This window comes from Caulobacter sp. FV1ye6ST, from assembly GCF_058681225.1.
Map to the genome: position 1 here is coordinate 1369237 of NZ_CM178733.1, position 19325 is coordinate 1388561.

General features: G+C 66.4%; 19 protein-coding genes. 16 read left to right on the forward strand and 3 right to left on the reverse strand.

Annotated features, from left to right (window positions below; all coding sequences use genetic code 11):
* The first annotated feature begins 455 nt into the window (after positions 1 to 455).
* Positions 456 to 638 (forward strand): hypothetical protein, encoded by a 183-nt coding sequence (locus tag ACW175_RS06650; protein WP_492103812.1) that lies wholly within the window; start codon positions 456 to 458, stop codon positions 636 to 638.
* Positions 639 to 645: 7 nt separating this feature from the next.
* Here the strand turns inward: ACW175_RS06650 and ACW175_RS06655 are convergent, their stop codons facing one another.
* Positions 646 to 990, reverse strand: coding sequence for a helix-turn-helix domain-containing protein (locus ACW175_RS06655; RefSeq protein ID WP_099576488.1), 345 nt, complete (start codon positions 988 to 990; stop codon positions 646 to 648).
* Between the two features lie 175 nt (positions 991 to 1165).
* On the opposite strand from ACW175_RS06655, the gene ACW175_RS06660 reads away from it, so the two are divergent.
* The 15 genes from ACW175_RS06660 to ACW175_RS06730 all read left to right on the forward strand — a co-directional run bounded on the left by ACW175_RS06660 (position 1166) and on the right by ACW175_RS06730 (position 15045).
* The gene (locus ACW175_RS06660; RefSeq protein ID WP_492103813.1) at positions 1166 to 1582 is read left to right on the forward strand and encodes a hypothetical protein; all 417 of its coding nucleotides are present in this window, start codon (positions 1166 to 1168) and stop codon (positions 1580 to 1582) included.
* Positions 1583 to 1586: 4 nt separating this feature from the next.
* A complete protein-coding gene (locus ACW175_RS06665; RefSeq protein ID WP_492103814.1) occupies positions 1587 to 1802 on the forward strand; it encodes a hypothetical protein in 216 nt (71 codons plus the stop codon).
* Positions 1717 to 2502 (forward strand): hypothetical protein, encoded by a 786-nt coding sequence (locus tag ACW175_RS06670; protein ID WP_492103815.1) that lies wholly within the window; start codon positions 1717 to 1719, stop codon positions 2500 to 2502. Before ACW175_RS06665 ends, ACW175_RS06670 begins: the two co-directional genes overlap by 86 nt.
* 313 nt (positions 2503 to 2815) lie before the next feature.
* Positions 2816 to 3220 carry a phage tail terminator-like protein gene (locus tag ACW175_RS06675; RefSeq protein ID WP_492103816.1) on the forward strand — a complete coding sequence of 135 codons (405 nt, stop codon included), beginning with the start codon at positions 2816 to 2818 and terminating at the stop codon, positions 3218 to 3220.
* Between the two features lie 95 nt (positions 3221 to 3315).
* On the forward strand, positions 3316 to 4530 hold the full coding sequence (locus tag ACW175_RS06680) for a phage tail tube protein (protein ID WP_492103817.1): 1215 nt from the start codon (positions 3316 to 3318) through the stop codon (positions 4528 to 4530).
* Positions 4531 to 4619: 89 nt separating this feature from the next.
* Complete coding sequence (locus tag ACW175_RS06685; protein WP_492103818.1) at positions 4620 to 5063, forward strand: hypothetical protein; 444 nt, start codon at positions 4620 to 4622, stop codon at positions 5061 to 5063.
* Positions 4949 to 5407, forward strand: coding sequence for a phage tail assembly chaperone (locus ACW175_RS06690; RefSeq protein WP_492103819.1), 459 nt, complete (start codon positions 4949 to 4951; stop codon positions 5405 to 5407). The genes ACW175_RS06685 and ACW175_RS06690 overlap by 115 nt, the downstream gene beginning before the upstream one ends.
* A 59-nt stretch (positions 5408 to 5466) precedes the next feature.
* Positions 5467 to 10248, forward strand: coding sequence for a hypothetical protein (locus tag ACW175_RS06695; RefSeq protein ID WP_492103820.1), 4782 nt, complete (start codon positions 5467 to 5469; stop codon positions 10246 to 10248).
* Positions 10248 to 11159 carry a hypothetical protein gene (locus tag ACW175_RS06700; protein WP_492103821.1) on the forward strand — a complete coding sequence of 304 codons (912 nt, stop codon included), beginning with the start codon at positions 10248 to 10250 and terminating at the stop codon, positions 11157 to 11159. The genes ACW175_RS06695 and ACW175_RS06700 overlap by 1 nt, the downstream gene beginning before the upstream one ends.
* A gap of 4 nt (positions 11160 to 11163) precedes the next feature.
* Entirely contained in the window at positions 11164 to 13113 is a 1950-nt protein-coding gene (locus tag ACW175_RS06705; protein WP_492103822.1) for a WD40/YVTN/BNR-like repeat-containing protein, read from the forward strand.
* Positions 13114 to 13273: 160 nt separating this feature from the next.
* The gene (locus tag ACW175_RS06710; protein ID WP_492103823.1) at positions 13274 to 13573 is read left to right on the forward strand and encodes a hypothetical protein; all 300 of its coding nucleotides are present in this window, start codon (positions 13274 to 13276) and stop codon (positions 13571 to 13573) included.
* 21 nt (positions 13574 to 13594) lie between these two features.
* Entirely contained in the window at positions 13595 to 13945 is a 351-nt protein-coding gene (locus ACW175_RS06715) for a hypothetical protein (protein WP_492103824.1), read from the forward strand.
* A 1-nt stretch (position 13946) separates the two neighbouring features.
* Positions 13947 to 14231 carry a hypothetical protein gene (locus ACW175_RS06720; protein WP_492103825.1) on the forward strand — a complete coding sequence of 95 codons (285 nt, stop codon included), beginning with the start codon at positions 13947 to 13949 and terminating at the stop codon, positions 14229 to 14231.
* Between the two features lie 25 nt (positions 14232 to 14256).
* On the forward strand, positions 14257 to 14805 hold the full coding sequence (locus ACW175_RS06725) for a lysozyme (RefSeq protein WP_492103826.1): 549 nt from the start codon (positions 14257 to 14259) through the stop codon (positions 14803 to 14805).
* A 12-nt stretch (positions 14806 to 14817) separates the two neighbouring features.
* Positions 14818 to 15045 carry a hypothetical protein gene (locus ACW175_RS06730; RefSeq protein ID WP_492103827.1) on the forward strand — a complete coding sequence of 76 codons (228 nt, stop codon included), beginning with the start codon at positions 14818 to 14820 and terminating at the stop codon, positions 15043 to 15045.
* Positions 15046 to 15051: 6 nt separating this feature from the next.
* Here ACW175_RS06730 and ACW175_RS06735 read toward each other — a convergent pair whose 3' ends face one another.
* Positions 15052 to 16161, reverse strand: coding sequence for a hypothetical protein (locus ACW175_RS06735; RefSeq protein ID WP_492103828.1), 1110 nt, complete (start codon positions 16159 to 16161; stop codon positions 15052 to 15054).
* A gap of 154 nt (positions 16162 to 16315) precedes the next feature.
* The gene (locus tag ACW175_RS06740) at positions 16316 to 19042 is read right to left on the reverse strand and encodes a TonB-dependent receptor (RefSeq protein WP_492103829.1); all 2727 of its coding nucleotides are present in this window, start codon (positions 19040 to 19042) and stop codon (positions 16316 to 16318) included.
* Positions 19043 to 19325: the final 283 nt, after the last annotated feature.

Below are 19325 nucleotides of genomic sequence, written 5' to 3' on the forward strand. Positions count from 1 at the left end.
ATTAGGTTAACAGTTTATGCACATCGCTGAGTCGGGTCAATGAATTTTGAAATGAGTAACCCGCTGATTTAGCGAGACTTTCCATTTCATAATGTTTTCGCCACTTCGGCGAAAAAAGTTCCCATAGCTGTGGATAAATGTTCGGAAGAGGCCTCGGTTCCGCCCGACGGGAACCTGGTTCGCCGAGCCGTTGGGACACAGGATGGCGTGCATGAACAGGCCGTTCTTGAAGCGGTCGGTCGCGGCGCGCCGATTTGCTGCCGATGCAAATACGCGGGAGATGAGAAAATTTGCCTTCAGTGCAAAAATTAACCTGCGTCAAACGCGGACGCATAGGCCGCCGCCACCGGTCGACTCATCTGAAGGAGGCGTGCAGAGTAGGGGTGTTGAAGGCGGAGGTTGTCGTGTTCTCGGTGACGCGTTTCTGCGTGCAGGCCTTCGGGCGGCGAGGTGGATTGCTCCGGCCGACCGAGGTTCGGGAGTGCTATTTCGAAGAGGATGCGCGGCGTGAAATGGAGGTTCTGGCCCGGCGATCCTCTGGCGTGGCGCTCTATCGGGTACGCGGCGAGCCGCTATCGGGCCTTTGGGGAAGGCCCAAGCTGATCGAGCGCCAGGGCGAGATCCTGGCGCTGGACTGATCGGGAATTACCCAGCTTTCTTGAGCGTTTGGCCGATCTCGACAAGTTGGCTGCGCTGCACGGGCTGCAACTGGTCCCAGATCGACCAGATCGCCTCCCCGGCCGCGGGATCGCGCATGATCAGGTCGGCGGGCTCGCAGCGATAGATGGTCGCCAAGGCCTCCAGCACATCCTGGGAATAGCCGGTTTCGCCGCGCTCGACGCGCGAGAGCTGGGCGACCGAATAGGGATATCCGACCTCGAGCTCCAGCCGTTCGATAGCTTGCTCCAGGTTCATGCCGCGATGCTTCCGCCAGGCGCGGATGAAGGTCTTCGCGCGCTGCTTCGCCTTGGCCTGCCGGTCGGGGGTCATGCAAATCCGGGAGTGAGTGCGAAAGGGAATGTCCAGCCATTAAACACAAAATTTGCTTGCCATGCAAATTTGTATTTGGTACAAATTGGATATTCCAAGAACTCCGCCCTGGCGACGCGAGCCGGGCGGCTTTCCACGAAATTCCCTTCATCGGCCTAGCCGCAGGAAGCCCCAGATGATTCCGCTCCACGCGACCGGTCACGCCGGTCATGCGCCTGTCCACGCCCCTATGCCGGGCTATGTCGCGCGCCGCACCGACGCCGACCGCCGTCCGCCGCGCGCTGTCCTGACCGCTCTGCTGATGGGCGATCCACGCCCGGGGCGCTACGCCGTGTCCGAAGCGATCCGTACCCGCCTGTTCGGCGGCGCGCCCATTGAACCCATCGTGCCGGCCAAGGTCCTGGCGGTGCTGGAGGCGCTGGTGGACGGGCCGCTGACCCTGGCCGAGCTAGCCGACGAGATGGCCGTCAGCCTGTCGGCCGGCAGCGACCGCGCCCAGGCCGCCCGTCTACTTGGCCTGGTCGAGCGCCTGGGCGGCCGGCCTTGCCGGATCGGCCTGACGCCGGCCGGCCGGACCGCGCTGGAAGCCTAGACCCATGGCCGGGCTCCAGGACGAGATCGCCGAGGGCGCCATCGACAAGGCCGTCCGCGCCTGCGGGCCGCGCAAGCCGATGCTGTGCGCGATCATTCGCGCCGCCGGCCGGATGCTGGCCGAGAGCGAAGGCCATGACTTCGTTGCACAGGTCTGCGCCGGCGAACCCCGCCGCCACGCCCTGGCCGACAGCCGACGCGGCGTCCGTTTCGGGCGCTGACCATCTAGAAAGGGGAACCATCATTTCCGTCCAGTTCATCCGGCCCGAGGGGCTGACCTCGGCCGAGCTTCGAGACCTGGCCCGCGCCGACCGCGCGGCGGGCCTGGCGATCAGTCCGGCCGCCCGCCAGGCGGCGCGCGAGACCGTGCTGCGCATCGCCGGCGCCCAACTGGCGAGAACCGAAGAGGCCGAGACCGCCGCGGGCTTGGTCGAGACCGCGGCCCTGGCGCGGGCGCGGGGTGAGGTGGTCGAGGCCGACGGCGGTTCGTTGCGGATCTCCAGCCGCGATGGCCTGCGCAGCCTGCGCCAGGGCGGCCACATCAACGACGCCCACTACGCCGTCGCCCTGCTGTACCGCGCCGGCTTCGAAGCCCGGGGCCGTGACCTGCGCGTCGCCAGCCTGGAGCCCGGAAGCGGCGGCGGTCACGACAACGACCGCTTCGTCGCCGCCCGTCTGCGGCGCGCCCGGATGCTGGACTTCGTGGCCCGCGCGGACCGCGCCGTGGCGATGAGCCTGGCCGATACGCCCATGGCCCTGCGCCTGCTGCGATCGGTGGCGGGCGAGGGGACCAGCCTGTCCGTATGGGGCGCCGGCCGCGCTTTTGCTCGTAATCGCGAAGTGCTGATCAAGGCTTTGGAGCTCGTCGTGGCCTTGGCCAAGCAGATCGCGCATGATCGTCAAATCAAGAACGTTTCGTGAACAAACAGATTGACGACCGGGAAGGTAAGGGGTTTAATCAAAACAGTCTCCGAGATGCGCCTTCAGCGGCGATCAAGACCTCCGGAGACTGAACTCCAGGCCTTCCTGTTCTTCCGAAGCGGCGCGCGCGACAAAGCGTGAGCCGGTCGGCCCCGTGAACCCGCTCTTCCTCCCCGGAGGGCGGGTTCTTCGTCTCGTCCGCTGATCCAGGGACCTCCGACATGAACCTCGCCCTCGCCGCCGGGAGCCGCATGGCTTCCGGATCGCCTCCGCGCGCCTCGAGCCCGCCAGTCTCGACAGGGGAGCGCCGCCGATGAGCGTGCTGAAGATCCGCGCGGCGCTGGAGACGGCGCTGGCGGCCATGAGCCCTGCCCTGGCCACCGCCTGGGAGAACACCGCCTACACGCCGGTTTCGGGAACGCCCTATCAGCGCGTGTCCATGACCTTCACCGAGCCGGTCAACACCGAGTACGGCCGAAGCTTCCAGCAGGGCGGCCTGTTCGTGGTCACCCTCTGCTACCCGCAGGGCGCGGGTCCGGCCGACGCGGCCGCGCGCATCGAGCTGCTGCGCTCGACCTTCTATCGCGGCGCCGCCTTCACGTCCGACGGCCTGACCACCGCGGTCGCCCGCACCCCCATCATCCTGGCCGCGATCCTGGAGGGCGACCGCTACCTCGTCCCTGTCCAGGTCCCGTTCCTGGCCACGATCACCAGCTGACGGCGGTCTCCGCCCGAAGGGACAGGCCCCAGGTCGCCTTCCTTGGGAGCCTCGTCCGATCCACCCATCCCGATAACGTCTCAGGAGAAGACCCCATGGCAGTCGCCCAGGGCATCAACAAGAAGACCGTCTACAAGAAGCAGACCGGCCTCGGCGCGCCCGCCGCCGGCTCGGGCGGCCAGGTCGTCCGCCGCACCAGCTCGGTGTTCCAGGCCCCGCCGGACACCTTCGAAAGCAACGAGATCGTCAGCCATCAGCAGTCGACGGGCGTCGGCCTGGGCGTGGTCAAGCCGGCCGGCAAGATCGACGGCCTGCTGTCGCCGGGCACCTACGGCGCCCTCATGGGCTCGCTGTTGCGCAAGGACATGACGGCCGGCGTCTCGGCCACCGGCGCGACGATCAGCGTCGCCGCCTCGGGTCAGAACTGGACCCTGACCCGTTCGGCCGGCTCGTACCTGACCGACGGCTTCAAGATCGGTGACGTCATCCGCCTGACCGCCGGCGCCTTCAATGCGCTGAACACCCAGAAAAACCTGCTGATCATCGCCCTGACGGCCACGATCGCCACGGTGCGCGTGGTCAACGGCTCGACCATGTTCGCCGAGGCCAACATCGCCAGCGCCACGGTCTCGGTCACCGGCAAGAAGTCGCTAGTTCCGCTGTCGGGCCACACCAACGACTACTACACCTTCGAGGAATGGTATCCGGACCTGGGCCGCTCGGAAGCCTATTCCGACCAGCAGGTCGGCCAGGCGGCGCTGAACCTTCCGGCCACCGGCAACGCCACCATCAGCCTCGACACCGTCGGCCGCATCCGCACGCTGGGCGCGGCCCAGGTGCTGACCACGCCGACGGCCGAGACGGTCACCGACATCCTGACGGCCGTGAACGGCGTGGTCCTGGTCAACGGCGTTCCCGTGACCAACGTGACCGGCGCCCAAGTGACCATCAACGGCAACGCCGCCCACAGCGACGCCGTGGTGGGCTCGAACGTGGTCGACGACATCCAGCGCGGTCGCCTGGCCGTGTCGGGCTCGTTCACCGCCAAGTTCGACAGCGTGACCCTGCAGACCATCTTCGAAGGCCGCTCGACCACCTCGCTGGTGCTGGCGGTGACCGAGGACGCCACGGCCAACGCCGACTTCGTGGTCATCAATCTGCCGATGATCAAGCTGACCGGCGACACCCCGGACGACGGCGAGAAGGCGGTGATCCGGACCTATCCGTTCACGGCCCAGATCAACGGCGCCGGCGGCGCTGGACAGACCTCGGATCAGACCATCATCGCCATCCAGGACAGCGCCGCCTAACCGGTCCGGTCCTTCTTCTCTCCCTCCCGAAGTCCCCCTCGACTTAGCGGCCGGGTCGCGCCCGGCCGTCCTTTTCCAAGGACAGACCCATGACCAAGTTCTCGACCGAAACCCTGTTCGACCTGAATGACCTCGACGCCGTCGCCGCCGGCGACACCCCGTTCGAGGTCGAATATATCCGCGCCGACGGCTCGGGCTCCGGCGTCTTTCTGCGGGTGCTGGGCGGCCAGTCCGAGAAGGTGCAGTCCGAGGTCAACCGCCTCGTCAACGACCGCCGCAAGAAGCAGGCCGTGGCCGCCGCCATGACGGGCCGAAGCAATCCCGAAAAGGCGGAGTTCACCCCGATCGAGGACGACATCGCCTTCGGCCATCGCCTGACCGCCGTCCGCCTGGTCGGCTGGCGCGGCATCAAGCAGGAGTGGTCGGCCGAGAACGCCTTCCGCCTGGTCAGCCGCAATTCCGAGATCGCCGAACAGATCACCACGGCGTCGAACACCCTCGGAAATTTTATGCCGGGCAAGTCCGCGGCCTGATCGCCTACGCCCGCGAGCAGTTCGAGCTCGCCGCGCGCCAGGACGACGGCGAGCCGCTGCGGACCCACCTCGAGAGCCTGGCCCGCCAGGGCGACCCCGAGGCCAGCTGGCGGCTCGCCAACCCGCCGCCGCTGTCGCCGCACGTGGCCCACCTGTGGGCCTGGTACGCCGACCTCTGCCAGACCCGCCAGTCCGGCGGGTTCGGTCCCTCCCGCCTCTCGCGCCTGGAGATCCAGGCCTGGGAGCGCGACGAGGGCGTCCGGCTCGAGCCCTGGGAACGGCGCGCGGTCATGACCCTCGACGCCGAACACCTTCTGACCATGACGGCCCCCAGCAAGGGCTGACCACCACCGGGCTGCGCCTTCGCAAGGAGGCGCGGCCCGAACTTTTTGGGAGAGCTGCTGTGGCTGATTTGGACCTGAAAGACCTCAAGCTCTTCGAGAGCGCTCTGGAGGATGTCGGCGATGCGTTCAAGGACATCGGTGACGAGGCCAAGGACGCGAGTAAGGAAGTCGAGGACTTCGAGAAGCGCATCTACGCCCTGATCATCAAGTCCAATCCGATGCCTCGGCTGGTCAAGGACATCAATGACCAGCTATCGCGCCAGGCCGGCCAGATGCGGCAGACGATGAAGGCCGCCGACGATCTCGCAAGGGCCTATGAACGGCTGGCGAAGGCGCAAGGCGGGCCAATGACGGCGACTTTGAAGCAGGGGCCAAAGTTCGGCTCGGCCGCCAAGTCGGCGATCGACAAGTCCCCGATGGAGGCGCCGGAGCCGATCGAGCCGCCGATGCCGCAAATCCCACATAAGCGTTCCAAGAAGAGCGTCGCGGGCGGACTGACCTCGCCTGAGGCTGAAGCTCTAGGTGGATCGGCGATCGAGGCCATCGCTTCGCTGTCCAAGGGCGACGAGCCGCTGAAGGTCCTGATCGACCTCGGCGAGCAAGTGGCCAATACCTTCCTGAAGGCCTCCATCGAGGGCGTCAGCCTGGCAACTGAACTGAAGCGCATGGGCGTTTCGACGGGCGTCCTCAAGGTCGTGGGCGCCGACGCCAAGGCGGCGCAGGCGGGGCTGGGGCTGATGACGGGTGCGACTGGCGAGCTGAGGGCCGCGACGGTCGGGATGGGCGAGGCCGCGACGGTGGCGGGCGCGGCTGAAATGGTCGCGTTCACGCCCGTGGGCGTGGTGTTGGGCGGTATTGCCCTGGCCGTCGGGACGGTCGCGACGGTGTTCGCGGTCACCGCCCAGCAGATCGGCAAGTCGACCGGCGAGAACCTCGATCACCTGCATCTCACCGAAGAGCAGCTAGGTCGGGTGAAGGACAAGGGCGTCACCATGGGCGACGTCCTGTCCGGCGTCTGGAAGACGACGACGGACATCCTTAAGGACGCCTTCGGGCCGGCTCTGAAGTGGCTCGGCGACCTGTTCGGCAAAGTCTACCAGGGCGTGGTCGATGGTGTCCTGTGGGTGGTTAAGGCGAACGTCCGAGCGATCGGGGGCTTCATTGGAGGGTTCAAGGCCGCCTTCGGTGGCCTGGGCTTCGCGATCGGGGATCTCGTGATCTCCGGCCTGAACCTGGCCGGCCAAGCCATTCAGCAGTTGGTCAACAAGGCCTTCGACGCCATCAACAACCTGGTGCGGATGGGCAATGGCGCGGCAGAGAAGCTGGGGCTGTCGATCCGTCTGCCCGAGTTGAAACCCATCTCTATCGGCCCAATCGACAATCCGTTCGAGGGCAAGGCCGCCGCTTTCGGCAAGGACCTCTACAAAGGCATTGTCGACGGCGCGGACGCGGCGGGCAAGGCCTTGGACGCCCTCGGCGCTCGCATGGTCAAGAACATCGTGGATGCGCGTGACACGCGGGCCATCAAGCATGCCGGCAAGGACGTCAAGGACGCCGCCGACGCCGCCTGCAACTGTGGCTCTAACATCCAGGAGGCCGCCAACGACAACTGCTCTTACACTTCAGCCGGCGCTTCAAGCGATGACGTGGTCGTCGCTTCCTACAAGGAGCCGGTTTCCGTTCAAGAGCAGTTGGTTCGCCCTATAGTGGTGAATGAGCCGCTTATCGATACCGGTCTCGAAGAAGCGGGCAAAGCCATCGAGGCCGTCCTCAAGCCGCTCGACGCGATGTTCGACAAGCTCACCGACGTCAACGCGTTGGCGCCTGAACTCGGCAAGCAGTTCGAAGCCGCCTTTGGCCAGACCGGCAAGGCGTTGGGCGGTGTGCTGAGCAGCTTCACGGCCTATTCGCTAGAGCTCGCTAAGATCAAAAAGGCGGCGGCGGGTGCAGACCTTTCGACCGAGCAACGGGAGGAGCGTACACGCGCTCAGGTCAAGGCCTATGGCGCTATGGCCGGAGCGGCCAAGGGGTTCTTCAAGGAAGGCTCCGACGGCTACAAGGCCATGCAGGTCGCTGAAATTGCATTCCATACGATCGAGATGCTGAACACCATCAAGTCGATGGGTGTGAAGGCGGCGGCGAACGCGGCCGATGTCACCGGAGAGGTGTCCAAGCAGGCGGCCTACGGCGCTACCGCCTACGCCAAGACGCTCAGCAGTTTGCCGTTCCCGTTCAACCTGCTGGCGGGCGCCACCGTGCTGGCGGCGCTGGTTCAGGTCGGCGTCGCGATCAAGGGTAAGCCCAGCGGTGCCGGTTCAGCGCCCGGCGCCAACGACATGAAGACGCGTCAGGAAGCCGCCGGCGCGACCTCGGTCCTCGGCGACCCCAAGGCCAAGTCTGACAGCCTCGAGAAGGCCCTCGGCTACGCCGAAGGCTACCAGAACAAGGACCTGGAATACGGCAACGCCATGGTCCGGTCGCTGAAGTCGATCGACGACCAGATCGGCGCGGTGGCGGCGGCGCTGGCGCGGTCGTTCGGGGCTGGCGGGATGCTGAGCACCGAGGGGCTGAACCTCGGCAAGACCGGCACGTCGGCGTCGCTGTCGAACCTGGGCTTCTCGAAATCCACGACCCGGACGCTGCAGGATCAGGGCATCCAGTTCGACGCCGCGACCCTGGGCGACGTCACGGACGGCAAGCTCTGGGGTTCGACCTACCAGCAGGTGCTGGAAGCGACCAAGAAGAAGGCTTTCGGGATCACCACCTCGAACAAGAGCAAGGTGATCACCGAGACCGGCGCGCTGGACACCGACTTCGTCGAACAGGTCACCAAGCTGATCACCTCGCTGGGCAAGGGAGTCACCGATGCCGCCGACGCCATCAAGGCGACCGGCGTCCAGGAGATCCTGGCCAGCTTCAAGGTCGACCTCGGCAAGCTGTCCTTCAAGGACATGACCGGTACGCAGATCGAGGAGGCTCTGAACGCGATCTTCGGCAAGCTGGGGGACGACATGGCCAAGGCGGCCGTGCCGGCGATCGCCGAGTTCCAGAAGGTGGGCGAGGGCGCCTTCGAAACCCTTGTCCGCGTGGCGCGCCAGTACGAGGTCATCGACACGGCGCTGAAGTCGGTCGGCATGAAGTTCAACGAGGTCGGTGTGGCCTCGCTGGCGGCCCGCGAGCGTCTTGTCGAACTGGTCGGTGGCCTCGACAACCTGACTGAGCAAACCGCTTTCTTTGGCGAGCATTTCCTGACGGACGAAGAGCGCCTGAAGCCGGTGAAGGACTCGGTCAAGGACAGGCTAACCGAGCTGAAGTTGCCGACGAACATGACGCGCGAAGGCTTCAAGGATTTGGTCCTCGGCCAAGACGTCAAGACCGAGGATGGCGCCAAACTCTACGCCGCGCTCCTGGCCCTCGCCCCCGCCTTCGACAAGGTCGCCACGGCGGCAGAGGCCGTCAAGGCGGCGGTGGACGACAAGCGGGCCTCGCTACAGGGGCAGATCGACGACCTGGCCCTGTCGCCGGCCGCCAAGCTGGCCAAGTCGCGCGAGGTGGAGAGGAAGGCGGTTGAGGACCTGGACAAGTCCCTGGTCCCGCTGCTCGAGACTCTCTGGGGCCTGCGGGACGCGGCCGACGCCGCCAAGCTGGCCACCGACCGGTCCAACATGTACGCGGACCTCCTGGACGCCCAGGGGCGGACGGCCGAAGCCACGCAGCGGCGCCGCACCCTGGCGCTGGCGGCGATCGAGGATCCGGTCCAGCAGGGGTACCAGACGCAGATCTGGGCCGCTCAGGACGCCGCCGAGAAGGTGTCGGCGGCGCGGGACGCGCTGAGCCAAGCCTATGAGAGCCAGAAGACCATCTTCCAGGAGACCGTGGACCGGTTCAAGGCTCTGTCGGAGTCGCTAAGGGCGTTCAGCGCCAGCCTGTCGGAGACGATCGCTGGAACCGATCTGGCCACGCGGTATCGAACGACGCGGGAGGCGTTCCAGACCACGGCCGCCCAGGCCAGACTGGGCGACGCGGACGCCATGGGGCGTCTCCAGGCCCTGGGCGAGGCGTTCACGTCGGCGTCGCGCGACCACGCCACCAGCACCATCGACTACCTCCGCGATGTCGCCCTGGTCCGGGGCGCGGTGGACGACGCGGCCGACACCGCCGACCGCCAGGTCTCGATCGCCGAGAAGCAGCTGGAGGAACTTGAGAATTCAGTCAGCGGGCTGATCAACATCAACAACAGCGTCATCTCGGTGGAGCAGGCGATCCTGAACCTGCAAGGCGCCTTGGCGGAGGCCAACAGCGCGGGCGTCGTGTCGGTGGGCGGCTCGAGCCTTGGCCTGTCGGGCGCCCCCTCTTCCAGCGGCGCCCCGGCGGTCACGACGCTGGATGGCAAGTACGCCTACGACAGTTTCCTGGGCAGCCTGGCGCTGAGCGAGTCTCGACGTGACCCGCAATACTACGGCGGCGCCAATCCTGCGCTGACCCCGGGCACGCAGTCGTACTCTCTGCTCGAGACCTACAAGGCCCGCGACCAGCTGTCCTATCTCAACCAGAGCATGAACTTCGCCACCGGCGGCGGCTTCGAGGTCGGCGGTTCGGGTCCGCCGGACTCCAAGCTCTTCAACCTGGCCCTCAGCCCCGGCGAGGCGGTCAACGTCCGCCGCCGCGGTGAGGGCGGCGACGACAGCCTCATCAACGAACTGCGACGCCTCCGCGAGGAGCTGGCCGACCTGCGCCAGACCAACGCCCGCATCGCCAACAGCAACGACAAGATGGAGCGCACCTTGACCAATGTGACCGAGGGCGGCCGCGCCATGCAGACCAGTCAGGCGGCCGCCTGATGCGCGCCCTGCCTCCCATTCCCATCACGCAGGCCGTCCTGACCAGCACCACCTGCGCCGAGCCTTCGGCGGGGGAGGCGGTCTGGGCCGCCGGGACCACCTACGCGGTCGGCGATCGCGTGATCCACACCACGTCCCACCGGGTCTATGAAAGTCTGAAGGCCAGCAATGTCGGCAAGGACCCGACCGTGGCGGCCAACGCGACCTGCTGGCTGGACGTCGGTCCAACCAACCGCTGGGCGATGTTCGACCTGCTGCGCAACACCGGCACCAGCACGACCTCGCCGCTGACGGTGGCGCTGACGCCGGGCAAGCGGGTGGACGCCATCGGCGTCGTCGGCATGGTCGCCGACACGGTGACCATCACGGTCACCGTGGCCAGCGTGATCGTCTACACCGCCTCGGCCAACCTGCTGAACCGGCCGACCCGAGGCTGGTACGACTACTTCATCGGGCCGTTCCGCTACCGGCAGGAATTCGCCCGCTTCGACCTGCCGCCCTATTCCAACGCGGTCATCACCCTCACCCTGACCAAGGCGAACGGCAATGTCCGCTGCGGCGGGGTGGTGATGGGCTCGTCGGTCTATCTGGGCCGCACCCTGCACGACGCCGAGAGCGACGCGCTGAACTTCTCGCGCATCGACCGCGACGACTTCGGGACCGCCACGCTGGTTCCGCGCCGCTCGGTGCCCAAGACGGTCCAGACCGTGCGCTGCCGGAAGACCGACGTCGATCGGATCCTGCAGCTGCGCGACGACCTCAACGCCACGCCGGCGCTGTGGTCGGGCCTGGACGACCAGGACAGCGGCTACTTCTCGGCCCTGCTCATCGTCGGTGTCTACAAGCGGTTCACGATCTCGATGGACCAGCCGGAAGACGCCCAGATTTCCCTCGAACTCGAAGAGGTCTAAACCCGTGGCCATCACGCCTCCCTCCGCGATCACGGTCGCGATCACCCCCCTGCCGCAACCGCCCCAGACCAGCGATCCCGCCAATTTCGACGTGAGGGCCGACGCCTACGTCCTGGCGGAACAGGTGTTCTCGCAACAGGTCGAACTGGCCCGGCAGCAGGTGAGCGCCAACGCCCTGGTCAGCCAGAACAACGCCCAGGAGTCGGCGAACTCGGCGGCCGCCTCGGCCGCGCAAGTGTCGCTGGCGGCCGCGCAAGTCGGGCTCGCCGCCGACCAGGTGGCGCTGGCGGCGGGCAAGGTCACGCTGGCGACGGCGCAGGCCGATCGCGCCGCTGAAAAGGCCGGCGCGGCCGCCGACACCCTGGCGCTGATCCAGAACATCGCCTCGGGCCTGTCGTTCACCTCGACCTCGACCACCTCGAACAGCATCTCGGCGGGAAGCAAGACCTTCACGGTCGATGCGGGCGAGAGCTTCAAGGTGGGGATGCCGATCTACGCCGTCGTGAACAACGATCCGACGCGGTACATGGTCGGCGTCTGCACCGCCTATTCGGGAACGACCCTGACGGTCTCGGTCAGCCAGATCTCGGCGAACACCGGCACGTTCAGCGCCTGGAACATCAGCATCGGCGGTATTCCGGGCACGGCCGGTCAGGGGGTTCCGAGCGGCGGCGCGATCGACCAGATCCTGCGCAAGAAGTCCGCGGCAGATTACGACGCCGAGTGGTCTACACTGCTCATTGGCGACATCGGCGATGTTGCCTATTCCTACGCGACCAACAAGGGCGCGAAATGGAAGAAGGCCGATGGCTCGATCATCAGCAGAGCCAGCTACCCGGACTTTGCGGCGCTGAACGGCTCGCCGGTCAATAAGCTGACCAACGCCTCGACGGAGTACGTCGTGACGGCTCAAACCCAACCCGGCGGCTGGAATTACTCCCTCAATGCCGTCTGCAAGGTCGGGTCGCTCTACATCGTGGGGGGCACTCGGGGCCTCATCTTCACGTCCCCCGACCTCACGACTTGGACGCAGCGCAGCACGGACCAGGGGGGCAGCTACGACATCGCATTTTTAGTTTACGACGGCACCTACGTGGTCGCCATCTCTAGCACGGGCTACACCATGCGCTCGGCGGACGGTGGGCTCAGCTGGACTAGTCTCGGCTACGTGGCGTCCGCTGTAAGCTTCGGGGGGCTCTTCGCGGTCGCCAGTGATGGCGCGGGCACTCTGATGGCTATGGCGACCTTCTCCAACATGGATGGAGAAGGAAATTCAGTCTACTATGCTTTCGTGATTAAGTCGACGAACGGAGGCGCGACTTGGTCCAACGCTCAGCAGATCATGAGCAACGCGGCTGCTTATGTCTCGGTCTGGATGCTGACTTGGACCGGCAGTAGATTCATCGCGGCGGTTGTCTGCGGAAATGTCGCCGGATACCAGTGGATTTCCTTCTTTAACTCGTCTGGAACACTGACCGGAGGACGGGCTCTATCAAGCCTCCCCGGAACGAACCAGATATATTGGGTCGGAAGCATCAATGAGCGGATTTTTGTCGGCCGTGCAAGCGCGCTGACGGCATACTATTCTGACGATGATTGTGTGACTTGGTCGCCGACCGCGTTGAACGCTAGTATTAGTGGGCAGCTGGTGAGCTTGGCGGGCAACGGCATCCTAGTCGGGAACAGTGGTGGCACCGCCGTCGTCAGTGTTGATCAAGTTATAACGATCGGCAGCAGTTTGAACTTTGGCATCCGGTCCACCGGGCAGATCGACAATGAGAACGGATACATTCTCATCCCCGGTACGGTCGCAAGCTCCAATGTTCGCGTCAGCGTGCTGAAGCCGTTCACCTACGACGTGAAGACGCAAACCGCGCTCCCAAAGCTGGCGCCATCGGCAACTTCGAATACGCAACTCGATAAGGCTGCAAACCCCTTCGTGAAGGTGCTCTGACATTCGGACCATTTGGGAAACCGACGAGCACGGCGCGTGGACGGGCGCGAGCCGCCAGATAGACGACGGCGACGCCTGGCCGCCGACTTGGGTCACGGTCGAGCCGCCCGAGCTCGCCGAGGGCGAGACCGCGCTCTGGAATGGTATCGTCTGGTCGCTCGTGCCCGACTGGACCCCGCCGGCCCCGACGATCGAGGTCCCCGCCAAGATCCACAAGGTCTGGGCTGTCATGGTCCTGGAGGCCTGGGGCGTCATGGATCAGGTCGAAGACGCCTTGGACGCGGCGTGGGCGGCGGGGAACCGTAGCTTAAAGCGCTTCTGGAGCGCTGTCGGCGAGATCAACCGAGGCGACCCGATCCTCGGCGCGTTCGCCGCCAACTTCGGCTGGTCGAGCGAGCAACTGGATCAGATCTTCGTTCAGGGCGCGGCCTATGAGGCCGCCGCCGGAGCGAACCTTTAAACCCCGACTCCGGAGGTCCGCATGGACGTCGATCCCGATCGCGTCCGCGCGGTCCTGGGCGCGCTGGGAGGCGCGTCCGTCTATGGGCTGGTGCAGTTCGGCGCGGTGGCGCTGGGCGGGCACCAGCCCTCGCGCCAGGAGTATCGCGCCCTGGCGCTCAACATCGCCTGCGCCATCCTGGCCGGGGTGCTGCTGGCGGGGTTCCTGGTCGAGGTGGTCGCGCCGTTGATCCCGTTCGCGCCGCTCCGCGACGCCTCGGCGTTCGGCTTCGCGGTCGGGGCGTTCGGCTGGGAGCTGGCGCCGCTGATCTTCAAGGTCATCGGCAACCGCGCCCGTCGCCAGGTCGAGACCCTCGGCGGGGAGGGGCGCTGACATGGCCCCGCTCGATCTGGTGACCATGGTCAATGCCGGGGCCGCGGCCCTGGCCCTGGCGCTGCGCGGCAACATGCTGAAGCCCGAAGCCCGGGCCTGGGCGTCGAGCCGCGCGGCGTCGCTGATCATCATGGGCCTTTCGGTGACCATGGCTGGGGTGGCGATCGACATCCACGGCCGGCGCGGCGCGACCGCGCGCGAGATGGCGATCGTCAGCGCTGTCGCCGTCTCTTCGATCGCGATGCTGATCCATCTCTGGCGCCAGAGACGCACGCCGACCGCCTGACACCCCAAACTCAAGGAGAACCACCATGCCCACGCCCTCGGCGCGGGGTGTACCCGCCTGCGCGCTCGCGCTGATCCAGCGCTTCGAAGGGCTTCACGACCGCGACAAGAAGACCGCCGTCCTGGAGCCCCAGGCCGATCCCGTCGGCATCTATACCGTCGGCTGGGGCCACGCCCTGTTCGTCGGCGGCAAGCCGGTCAGGGATCGCGAGACCGCCTACCGCCAGTGGCGGACGCGGTGGCCGGCCGGGATGGTCCGGGGCGACGCCGATGCGCTGCTCAAGGCCGATGCGCAGTCCGTCCGCGACAAGGTCGTCGCCCTGTTCCCGAACACGCCGCTGAGCGACGCCCAGCTCGGGGCGATGACCAGCCTGGCCTACAATATCGGCGTCGGCGAGATCGGCGGCGCGGCGGACTTCGCCGACAGCAGCGTGCGCCGGCGGCTGATCGCCGGCGACATCCAGGGGGCGGCCGACGCCTTCCGGATGTGGCGCTTCGCCGGCGGCCGCGAATTGCCGGGCCTGATCGCCCGGCGCGAGGCCGAGCGGGCCGTGTTCCTCAATTCCAAACCTTAGAAGGAGCTTTCCATGAAGCGCGTCGTCGGCCCGGTGGCGGGCCTTCTGCTGACGGTGTCCCTGTCGGCCTGCGCGGGCATGGCCGTCGATCCGGTCACCCTGGCCCAGGCCGTGAAGATCCTGAACGAGGGCTGCGAGCGGTCGGTCGATCTCAATCTCGACAAGAGTCAGCCCGGCGGGGGTTCGTTGAAAGTCGTCCGGACCTGCGCGCCGGCCGAGGCTCAGCCGCCAAAGCCATAGCCGAAACTAGAACCTGCCCGGAAACGCCTTGGTCGTCTTGGCGTCGTTGTAGCGCGCGCCGGGGCAGTCGACGGCGTAGGCGCCGGCGGTCTCGGCCAGGTAGGGGCCGCGGTCGCTGTCGCCGTTCAGGGCGCGGCACGAGACGGCCGTCTTGTAGACGACCGAGCCGTCGTGGCTGAGCTCGTTCATGAAGAGGTCGAAGGCCAGGTCCATCAGGCCCCGCGTGGCGGCGAGGCGCCGGTCGCGGCCGTTGAAGGCGGTGGTGACTTCGCCCTGTCGCGACACCTCGCGTGACACCGGGACGGGGCCCGCCGCCGCGCCGGCCGCGCTGATCACGCCGCCGGCCAGCATGGCCTCGAGATCCTGGAAGCGGCCCGACGCCGTGCCGACGGCCAGGGCGGCGCTGAAGGCGGCGTCGAAGCCGGGGCCCTGGCGGCTAGGGCCACCGATGCCGGCGGCCTGGGCCGCGCCGGCCAGGCCGGCATAGGGCGCGTCGTAGAGCGAAACGATCAGGTTCTGATTGACGTAATAGCCCAGCGCGATGCCGCCGATCGCGCCGCCGGGCAGGGCCAGCACGCGATCGCGCGAGACGCCCAGCGGGCCGGCGATGGCGGCGCGGGCGATGTCGGGCGTGATCCCGGTCCAGCGCGCCTCGTAGGAGGCTTCCAGGGTCTTCTCGCGGACCACCTCGCCCGTGCGCCAGCGCACCAGGCGGAAGGTCACGCGAGCCGAGGCCAGCTTGTCGGTTCCCCACCAGACGTCGGGGCCGCGAAGCTCTTCGAACGCCGTGTAGAGCATGTACTCGGCGTCGAGGCGCGTAGGCGCCAGCATCTCGGCGCGGCGCAGATGGTTGTTCAGGCTCTCGACCACCTGCACGCGGGTCGGGCGGGTGGTGACGACGGCGCCGCCATCGAACCAGCGGAACTCCGGAGCGCCTTCGACCGCCTGGACGGCGACGTTGCGATAGAAGGCGCGGGCGGGCGAGGCCTTGGCCACGGCGACCGGCGGCAGGGCCGGCTGGCGCAGGGCGGCCACCTCCTCGCGGGTGGCGCAGGCGCTCAGCAGGCCCGCGGCGCTCGCCAGTAGGACGGCCAGACGGATGGACTTGGTCGGCATGATCGCGCGCTCCCCCAGATGGACGGCACTATCCGGCGCAATCCTAAAGAGAGCTTGAAAGGCTCGGTGGTCTCTTGGGTTTAGGCCAAAAAGAACCCCTGTCGGGCAGGGCCGACAGGGGCGCCATAGGCTCCTTGGGGAAGGATTGGGCGGCTTAGAATCTGTAGTTCAGGCCGACGAGGTAGGTGCGACCGTAGTTCTGGTAGTCGATGACCTGACGCGGGTCGTTGTTCTGGTAGGTGACGAAGGGCTCGTTGGTCAGGTTGTTGACCTGGGCCAGGACCGAAAGGCCTTCCATCGGGCCGTCGTTGAAGGTGTAGCCGATCTGGCTGTCGACGACGGATTCGCCCTTCACCATCCGGTAGTTGCGGCCGTTGCCGAAGCCGGTGACCTCGCCCAGGAACTTCGAGCGATAGCGGTCGCTGACGCGGAACGAGAAGCCGTTCTTCTCGTAGTAGACGGTCAGGTTGGCGACGGTCTTGGACAGGCCGGGGATCGGCTGCGTCGCGTCGCTAGGGTTCGGCTGGATCGAGCTCTCGGTGTACGAGGCGCTGAACGTGGCGCCGAAGCCGTCCAGCCAGTCGGTGAACAGCGCGCCGGGGATCGAGGCGGCGAATTCCACGCCCTTCAGGTTGCCGCCCTTGCCGTTCTGCGGCGTGGTGACCAGGCCCAGGCGCGTGGCCGGGGTCGGGCCGCCATTGGTCGGGAAGCCGGTGAAGTCGAAAACGACGCTCTGGTCGTAAACGTAGGTCTTCAGGTCCTTGTAGAAGGCGGCCAGCGAGACATAGGCCTGACGGCCGAAGTACTTTTCGTACGACACGTCATAGGCGTCGGCGCGCCAGGGCTCGAGTTCCGGATTGCCGCCCGAACCGCTCCAGGGCGAGAAGTTGATGTTGCTATTGCCGGCCTTGGACGGGTCGTAGCTGAAAGTCTTGCTGGCGCGCATCTGGTCCATACGCGGACGGGCCAGGGTGCGGGCGACGGCGAAGCGCAGGGTCTGCTCGGCCGGCAGGTGGAACTGCAGGTTCATGCTGGGCAGGAAGTCCGTGTAGGTCTTGCCGCCCGACAGGTTGGTGCGGGTGACGCCCGCACCGGTGCCGCTAGCGCCCAGGGCGGTCGAGCTCTGGTCGGTGTTGACGATCTGGAAGCCGAAGTTGCCGGTGACCGGCACGCTGCCGACAGCGGCGTCGATATTGGCCTTCACATAGCCGATCGTGACCTTTTCCTCGACGTCCCAGCTCTTGACCAGCACGTCGGCGTTCGGGTTGCGGACCAGGTCGTACGTGCCGTTCTTGATCAGGGCGAACGGGTCGTAGCTGACCATGCCGGCGATGCCGATGAAGGCCAGCGAGGTCGTGCCTACGATGGCCGACGACGGGATCGCGACGCTGGCCGGCGAGCCCTTCACGCGCAGGAACCATTCGTCGTTGACGAGGCCCTTGGAGCGTTCGCTGTAGTTGAAGCCGATCTCGAAGCTCGACAGGCCGTCGCCCAGCGCCTTGGTGGCCGAGAGGCGGGCCGCCTTCAGCTCGTCCTCGATGTGCGGCTGGTTCAGATAGCCGTCCTGGCCGCCGGTGATGATGTCGCCGCCCCAGCCTTGCGGGCTGGTCAGCTTGATGACGTTCGGATCGGCGTAGTTCAGGGTCGACTTGAAGATCGCCACACCGTCTTCATTCATCGCGAACGTCATGTTGTCGGTGGCGCCGACGCCCGAGCGGCCCGTGCCTGAATAGCTCTCGACGACCTGGTCGGTGCGGTCGACCTTGGACCACGACAGGTCACTGACCAGCGTCCAGTCGTCGCCGACGTTGAACTTGTTGTTCCAGCCGACCGACTTGATGGTCGCGTCACGGTCGTTGCCGTCGTTGCGGACCACGCCCTTGACGCCGTTGAACGCGCCGCTGTTGACGAAGCCGCCCGAGGCCTGGGCGTTGGTCAGCGGCACGCCGCCCCAGACCAGCGGCAGTTCGATGCCGCGCTGGATCTGGTGGTTCTTGAACTTCGAATAGAAGACGTCCAGCGACGAGCTGAAGGTGTCGGTGGGCTTGAACTCCAGGACGCCGATGACGCCGTCACGCTTCAACATGCTGGACTGCACGTACGGCTTGGCGCCGCCGATCACCAGGTTGCCCGAGGCGTCGGTGGGATAGCCCCACGAATTCCAGCGCTCGGCCTGATAGGGCGACTCCATGTGAGCGTAGCCGAGCGCCAGGCCCAGCTTACCGTCCATGAACTGGTCGATGTACGAGATCGACAGGCGATTTCCGTGGGCCTTGGTGCCGGCGTTCAGGGCGCCGATATCGTTCCACTCGTAGCGGGCGCCGATGGCCAGGGCGCGCTTGCCGAAGGCCAGAGGACGCACGGTGCGCATGTCGGCGGTGCCGGCCAGGCCCTGGCCGATCAGGCCGGCGTCAGGGGTCTTATAGACCACGACCGCGCTCAGCAGTTCCGACGGATACTGGTCGAACTCGACGCCGCGGTTGTCGCCGGTCGAGACCTGCTCGCGGCCGTTCAGCAGGGCGGTGGTGAAGTCCGGCGCCAGGCCCCGGATCGAGATGACCTGACCGCGACCGTCCAGGCGCTGGGCGGTCAACCCAGGGAGACGCGCGATCGACTCAGCGATCGACATGTCCGGCAACTTGCCGATGTCTTCGGCCGAGACGGCTTCGACGATCGAGGTCGAGCTCTTCTTCAGCGAGATGGCGCCCTCGATGCCGCGGCGGATGCCGGTGACGACGATCTCTTCGACCTTGCTGTCGTCTTGAGCGGCGGGGGCGGTGGTTTGCGCTTGAGCCGAGCCGGCCACGGCGAACGCCAGCGCCAAGCCCGTGGCGCCGCCCGCCATCAGCCACGCGCGACGACGCGAAAATTGGGTGTTCATAGAAGCTCCCTCCCTGTCCGGCTCTGCGCTCTTGCGAATTTGCGATCGGGCCGTTGCTGCAAACTACCGCAAATTAACGGGCTGTAATCAACCCAAAAAATTGCAAATCCGGCATTGAGGATGGTGAGAAGTCACCGGAATGGGGCTTGGTGTGGCTTCAATGCGCCACCTTTGGCGGCGAGATTGGCTAGATGGACTGCAAATCGCGTCAATCGAACGGATTGACAGGTCGTCGCGGGTTCTGCAAATTCTTGCAAATAATTGCATTGGCGGTTGCAAGCCG

What these genes read in the sequence shown, in the direction of transcription:
- ACW175_RS06655 (WP_099576488.1), bottom strand. Translation starts at nt 990, where the DNA reads ATGACCCCCGACCGGCAGGCCAAGGCGAAGCAGCGCGCGAAGACCTTC.
- ACW175_RS06660 (WP_492103813.1), top strand. Translation starts at nt 1,166, where the DNA reads ATGATTCCGCTCCACGCGACCGGTCACGCCGGTCATGCGCCTGTCCAC.
- ACW175_RS06665 (WP_492103814.1), top strand. Translation starts at nt 1,587, where the DNA reads ATGGCCGGGCTCCAGGACGAGATCGCCGAGGGCGCCATCGACAAGGCC.
- ACW175_RS06670 (WP_492103815.1), top strand. Translation starts at nt 1,717, where the DNA reads ATGACTTCGTTGCACAGGTCTGCGCCGGCGAACCCCGCCGCCACGCCC.
- ACW175_RS06675 (WP_492103816.1), top strand. Translation starts at nt 2,816, where the DNA reads ATGAGCGTGCTGAAGATCCGCGCGGCGCTGGAGACGGCGCTGGCGGCC.
- ACW175_RS06680 (WP_492103817.1), top strand. Translation starts at nt 3,316, where the DNA reads ATGGCAGTCGCCCAGGGCATCAACAAGAAGACCGTCTACAAGAAGCAG.
- ACW175_RS06685 (WP_492103818.1), top strand. Translation starts at nt 4,620, where the DNA reads ATGACCAAGTTCTCGACCGAAACCCTGTTCGACCTGAATGACCTCGAC.
- ACW175_RS06700 (WP_492103821.1), top strand. Translation starts at nt 10,248, where the DNA reads ATGCGCGCCCTGCCTCCCATTCCCATCACGCAGGCCGTCCTGACCAGC.
- ACW175_RS06715 (WP_492103824.1), top strand. Translation starts at nt 13,595, where the DNA reads ATGGACGTCGATCCCGATCGCGTCCGCGCGGTCCTGGGCGCGCTGGGA.
- ACW175_RS06720 (WP_492103825.1), top strand. Translation starts at nt 13,947, where the DNA reads ATGGCCCCGCTCGATCTGGTGACCATGGTCAATGCCGGGGCCGCGGCC.
- ACW175_RS06725 (WP_492103826.1), top strand. Translation starts at nt 14,257, where the DNA reads ATGCCCACGCCCTCGGCGCGGGGTGTACCCGCCTGCGCGCTCGCGCTG.
- ACW175_RS06730 (WP_492103827.1), top strand. Translation starts at nt 14,818, where the DNA reads ATGAAGCGCGTCGTCGGCCCGGTGGCGGGCCTTCTGCTGACGGTGTCC.
- ACW175_RS06735 (WP_492103828.1), bottom strand. Translation starts at nt 16,161, where the DNA reads ATGCCGACCAAGTCCATCCGTCTGGCCGTCCTACTGGCGAGCGCCGCG.
- ACW175_RS06740 (WP_492103829.1), bottom strand. Translation starts at nt 19,042, where the DNA reads ATGAACACCCAATTTTCGCGTCGTCGCGCGTGGCTGATGGCGGGCGGC.